Origin of the sequence: Candidatus Thiothrix phosphatis (assembly GCF_035668035.1) — a bacterium.
In the GTDB taxonomy this organism is placed as follows: domain Bacteria; phylum Pseudomonadota; class Gammaproteobacteria; order Thiotrichales; family Thiotrichaceae; genus Thiothrix; species Thiothrix phosphatis.
Genome location: NZ_JAYMYJ010000156.1, coordinates 1 through 5,845, shown reverse-complemented (window position 1 = coordinate 5,845; position 5,845 = coordinate 1). Strand labels below are relative to the sequence as shown.

The following is a 5,845-nucleotide window of genomic DNA, read 5'->3' as shown; positions in this document are numbered from 1 at the left end:
CCGCCAGCGGTGTTTCGCCCGCATCCTGCTGGCCGTTATGGTCAGCATCGACCCAGATGGTGTCGCCAACGGAAACAGGTTTGACTGGGATCGCCTCCAGGATGCTGACCTTGTAGTCTTCGACTTCACCATCAGCGGCCTCCCCGCCAATGCCGTCATTCCCGACCGTTGAACAGCGGAAGCGGGCGTAAGTGTCGCCCGCCAGTGCAAATTTTGGCACGTCCAGAGAAAGGGTATTGGAGCCTGCGTTCAATTGCTGGTTCATGAACACCTGTTCGGCGCTTCCGCCCCAGCTGCCGTCAATGTTCCAGTCAATCCAGGCATTGAGTTTGCAGGCTTTACTTGCAGTGACTTCCACGGTGGCCCCATTGGTGCCGACCCGCAATTCGCCAACTGTCACGCCATCCTCATCATTGCCGGAAGTGCAATCGCCATAGGAAGGCGAGCCTGTATCAGTATCGTCAGCCGTCGCCTGACCTTGCAGCAGGCCGCTGTCCGCATCCACACATTTTCCCAGGAACACATCTGTTCCCAGTTGGTGACGCGCCCCACCACCAGCATCCAGTGTCTGGTAGGAAGGGTCTGGCGCATCGCCGTAATCAAGGGGAATCATCACTTTGGCGCAGGACTCATCGTCTTCCACCGGATTCATGCCCACCATATTGTTAGGCGTTGAGTCCGTCTCACCCGCGCTTTCCGCGGTCACCTGCGCACAGTTCGTGACGATTTCGTTTGCATACGCGGCAGGTAACGTAGCCAGCAACCCGACTATCGACACGTATACAGGAATCTTTATTATTTTCATGGTAATGCCTTGGGGAAAAATTATAGTTATTATTCACTCGCTCTCGCCGGTTCCCGTCCTGAAGCCGACGGTATCCCGAGGATACCGCCGACCACTTCCCTCTTTACTGAGAGAGTCAGGTTATTTATTTGACAGTAGCTGTGATTTTCAACACTTTGCTTTCGCCATTGCCCATATCACCCACTGTCCAAGCGCCGGTTGCAGAATCATAACCGCCTGCGGAATCATCGCTCTTATACGTCAAGCCTGCTGGCAGCTGATCCTTAACGACAACGCCTGTCGCAGCATCCGGGCCTTTGTTGGTGGCGGTCAGGACATATACCACATCAGCACCGCGACGGACTGCCGTGACTGGCGCGCCAGCAGAGTCGGTTACCGTTTTGACCAGTTCGATGTCAACTTTCGGATCAACCATAATGGTCATTTTGGCGATGTCATGGTCGTCCTCATCATTGCCGGAATTATCCAGGACATCATCAACGATGCCGGTTTCATTGCCTGGGTTGTTGTCTGGCGTAGAGTCCTTATCGGTCGCAGCCGCGCCAGTGCCGTCTTTCGCAGAACTGATTTCTGCCGCGTTGGAGATTTCACCTTTTACTGCATCCGTTGCAACCTTGAAGGCAATGTTCACAGTGGTGCTTGTGCCCGCCGCCAACGTGGCAATCGGCGTTTTCAGCGTTGCAGTGCCATTGCCGTTGTCAGTCCAGGCCGCGTCGTTCAATACCAGGCCGGTCGGGATGTAATCTGTAACAGCCACGTCAGTCGCATCCACAGTGCCTTGGTTAATGACTTCGATGGTGAACACAACAGCTTCATCCGGTTTGGCGGTGGTGGCTTGGCCGGTAGCCAGACGCTTGTTCAACGCCAAGTCGAATACCGGAGCCGCCGTGAAGGTGACTTTGTAATCCTCGATCTCACCATTGCTCATCAGGCCGACAGCTTTGGAGGCGTCCATAGTGTCCGTGCTCAGGCGGCAGCGCGCGTAGGTGCCATCTGGCATGACAGTGCTGGCGTCAGCCGGAGCGCTCGGCATGGTGACGGAGATGGAGGCGGCATTGCTGCCAGCAGGCACAGTTGCCCCACCATATTCGGCCGTATCGAAAGTGCCGTTGTGGTCGTAGTCAATCCAGCAACCGACGTGGGCATCCTGAGCCAGTGTGTTGGTGGCTGTAATTTGCAAGGTTACCGCCTGGCCATCGGTCAGGGTTGGAACGGTGACGCCGTCTTCATCGGTGCCGTCACCATCAGCATTGACACCGCTTTGGCCATCAGCTTCGTCGTCAACCGTAGCGCCTAACATCAGGCCTGGAATGATTTCATGCTGGGCACCATTGCCTGCCAGCTTGGTGCCATAGCTATCGGGTGCGTCACCAAAGTCAAAAATGGACTGGACAGTCAATGGGGCGCAAGACTCATCATCCTGCAACGTGCCGCCAGTGAACGCAGCCAGCAGGGCAGCCTGGCTGGCCACGCTGTTGGGCTGGGAGTCCACATCCGTTTCCGTTGTCGCCGTTACCTGCGCACAGTTGGTGACTGTGGAGTCAGCCCAGGTTTGATTAGCAGCGGTCAGCACACCAACAGCACAAAAAGTCAGTAGCAATGCCTTGACGTTAGTTGTTGTTTTCATTTTGTTAGCTCTCTTTGTTTCAGGTTTTCGTTATGCATCATTCAACATTGTTAGTAGTCATTGATTGACTATTGCCGTGATCTTGAAAGTAACGGCAAACCGCCCCAGTCTCGACCATGCCGACGTTCCGGCGCGCCTATTACAAGCGGCCATGCCATCAGGGCCGGCTCGCCATCGGCGGACGAAAGCCAGACCCTCGAGAAACTTGCCCTCCACTTTTACACCTGCCGCCGTATTAGCCCTTGTATTGATAACTGCCAAGGTCTGGGCCCTATTGCAACGATTGATGGCCTCAGGCTTCACCGTATTGGTTAACATCACATTAACCTTGGGCAAAGAATGACTGATCATTGAGCGGCGCACTCAGAACCATGGCGAAGTCACCATAAAAATCGTGGAACAGTTTGGCAGATATGTCAGCGTGGACAAGTTGAGAAACAGGAACCAAGACACCACTCCCCAGAGATCGCCCCCATGATTGTGGTGTTATCTTTTCGTGCATTTTCCCCACCCCAGAATTATTATTAATATTAATTATAATAAAGTTAAATTTATTACATCTTTGCATTCCACACAAGCAAAAAATGCGTGCCTGCTGTATTGCCTTCCCTATTTAATTAGCCGTTAATTGAGCGTCGCCATGATGTGTAGAGTTACAGCATTAGCCGCACCCATCTCGACTGCACCAACATCCCACTCGCCTGTCATAGCATCATACACGCCCGGACTGACCCCATCATGAGAAACGAAAGTCAGTGTGTCAGGAAGCTTGTCCGTCACTTTCACACCGGTCGCCACGCTCCCTCCTGTGTTGGTGACCGTCAAGGTGTAAACCACCGTCTCCCCCCGTTTTGCAGCAGAAGGGGTAACCGTTTTGGTCAGCGCCATATCAACCTTCAATTCAGCGTAGCCCACGTCAAACGAGTGATTGTTCGCCCCCGCTATAGGGATGTCAGCCGCCGTCACTGCAACATCACCTGACGCCACCGCATCCGAATCAATCAAGCTATTCCCGCCTGCTTTTGCCGTCGTCAAGTTGTGGGATTTTCCTCCCACAGTGACCGTTGCCGGAAAATGGAGCGTATAGGCCGTATTCGGCTGTAACTGGCTCAGGCCATACTTGACGCTGGCGCTGTCCACACCACTGGCGTTGGAAAAATAGTAGCTGCCATCCGCAGCAGTCGTCACTGTCGCCAGGACGGTTCCCCCTGACAGCAGCTGCACCGGCACATTTGGAATGCCGCTTTCATCCGCATCCTGGATACCATCGCCATCGCTGTCGAGCCAAACGCGGTTGCCGATTTCAATAGGGGCGGGTGGATACAACATTTCAACGTCACCCAAACCATTACCCTTGCCCCATAACGGCTGGTCGCCCGGTTGGCCTTTGTCCACCAGCAAATAGCTTTTCTCCAGTGCGCCGGTTTTATCGTTATACCAATGCAAGCCTTGGCTTTCCCAAGGATTCTGACCGGTCACTGGATCATTCCCAGGCGCATTCCGCGCTGGATCCATGACAGAGGCAATGACCGTATCGCTACCCTGGATAATGCTTACCCCACCTTCGCCAATATCTGCGTGATTGCCTGGGGCAATGGTTCCCATATCATCTTCAAAGTAGTATTCATCAATCGTCTTCTGACGATTGGCGTCATACCCCTTGCCCGCAGTGCTGCAAGCGGCATTGCCGGAAATCAGCTTTTCCATGACCCAGGCAGACCCGGCCTTGCATGCCCGCAGTACATCACCTGCTATGGTCAATTGTGAGCCACTAAAGGAGCCTGATGGCGGTTCGACCGCATAGGCACCGTCCATGTGTCCAAAACGGTCTGCCAACCCCAGCACCATGCCGCCATCACTGGTAAAGTCAATATCCGCGATCATCGGCTGTGGATAACCGTAACCATAGGTCGATGAAAGATCGCTGAACGGATAGGCCAGTGTCCACGCCTGCCAAGCTGCATTCCCAACAGAGGAGCAGTTCCCTATGCCGCCATTGTTCAAGCATCCTCGCGTATAATTCAGCGGAAAATCCAGCACAGAAGTAAAACTATTGGCACCATCCCAAACATACACATACCCCCGTAGCTTGCTGGGATCCCCTTTACGTGCGCCGGAAGACGCAATGGGCAAGCCAGAAACCGTTGACTCGGCACTACACACCAGACCGACATACACTTTGCCATCCCGCACCCCCAAACCCATTGGGCGGACATCGTTGCTATCCGCACAGTTGGGCAATGAAGTGGGCAAGGCGACCTTGACCGGCATACCGGCGTCCCCGTCCGTATTCACCGGAATACGCACAAATTCGCGGGTTTTCAAATCAACGGTGTAAACTTCACTGCCATCTTCGGCGATATCCACATCCCCCAGGCCATCCTTGCCGACGCTGGAGATGACGGTAAAATCCTGGCTCCAGTTCGGTGACGCCCCATGCGGGTCTGCACGGGTGGCATCCAACGTAACCCAAACGCTGGGCGCGCCGGAGCTGTCAGGAATACTGTAAATCGTGGTTGGGTTACCCGCCAAACGCGCATACCGTTTAACAAATGCCCCCGCCAATAAACGCTGGCGAGTACGGTCATGCGCCATACCCCAGATTGAACCGACCTGATTTTCCTTTGCCAACACTGTTGGGGCGGGACTCATGTAACTGGTCAAATCTGTAGAACTGACAGACCCGGAAGATTCTGGCAGCTTTACCAATGCAAATTCATCACCGTAATGGATGCTTCCACTATAAACGGCGGTAGCCACTTGCGGCACCGAACCCGGTGCAATTGTCTGCGCAGGGTTTCCTAAGGCTAAATTAGCATTCGTAGACCCATCCTTAACGAACTGTACCGATGTCCCCCCAGCTGCGCCTTCCTTCAACCAATTTTCTGACCAGCTGAACTCCAGCCGGTAGTCTGCGCCGCTGTTCAAGCCAGCAAGCGTATAGGAACCATCTTCTATCGAAGTCGCAGTTGCCGCTTGCACGCCTGCTGCGTCAAACGCTTTTACCGTAATGCCAGCCACGCCAACTTCATGGAACGCCGCACTATTGTCGAATGCGCCATTGACGTTAAAATCACGGAATGCCTTACCCGATATGTCAGCATGCACAAGCTGTGGGACAAGAACCAGCCCCCCTCCCCATAGGAATCGCCCCCATGCTTGTAGTGTCGACTTCTTATACATTTAGCCCTCGCATCATTACTAAATATAATCTTTATTTACGTCAAATTTATCATGATTTTGTATCATGCATCAATCAACAGATGATGTAAGGCACCATATATCCATAATATTTCAGAAAAATTTCACAACACCACTCAACCGTTATTGGACTGTCGCGGTAATCCCTAGGCTAACCGCATTCGCTGCCCCCACCCCGACTGTACCGACATCCCACTCACCTGTTACTGCGT

At 53.6% G+C, this 5,845-nt stretch carries 3 protein-coding genes; all 3 read right to left on the bottom strand.

What is annotated here, in order from left to right; all coding sequences use genetic code 11:
* On the bottom strand, positions 1–805 hold an 805-nt coding region (locus tag VSS37_RS20515; RefSeq protein ID WP_324698247.1), incomplete at its 3' end, for a GEVED domain-containing protein.
* A gap of 124 nt (positions 806–929) precedes the next feature.
* The gene (locus VSS37_RS20510) at positions 930–2,432 is read right to left on the bottom strand and encodes a DUF11 domain-containing protein (RefSeq protein ID WP_324698246.1); all 1,503 of its coding nucleotides are present in this window, start codon (positions 2,430–2,432) and stop codon (positions 930–932) included.
* A 624-nt stretch (positions 2,433–3,056) separates the two neighbouring features.
* A complete protein-coding gene (locus VSS37_RS20505) occupies positions 3,057–5,615 on the bottom strand; it encodes an SdrD B-like domain-containing protein (RefSeq protein ID WP_324698245.1) in 2,559 nt (852 codons plus the stop codon).
* Positions 5,616–5,845 lie beyond the last annotated feature (230 nt).

Coding starts and splice junctions, on each gene's coding strand:
- VSS37_RS20505 (WP_324698245.1), bottom strand. CDS start 5,615: ATGTATAAGAAGTCGACACTACAAGCATGGGGGCGATTCCTATGGGGA.
- VSS37_RS20510 (WP_324698246.1), bottom strand. CDS start 2,432: ATGAAAACAACAACTAACGTCAAGGCATTGCTACTGACTTTTTGTGCT.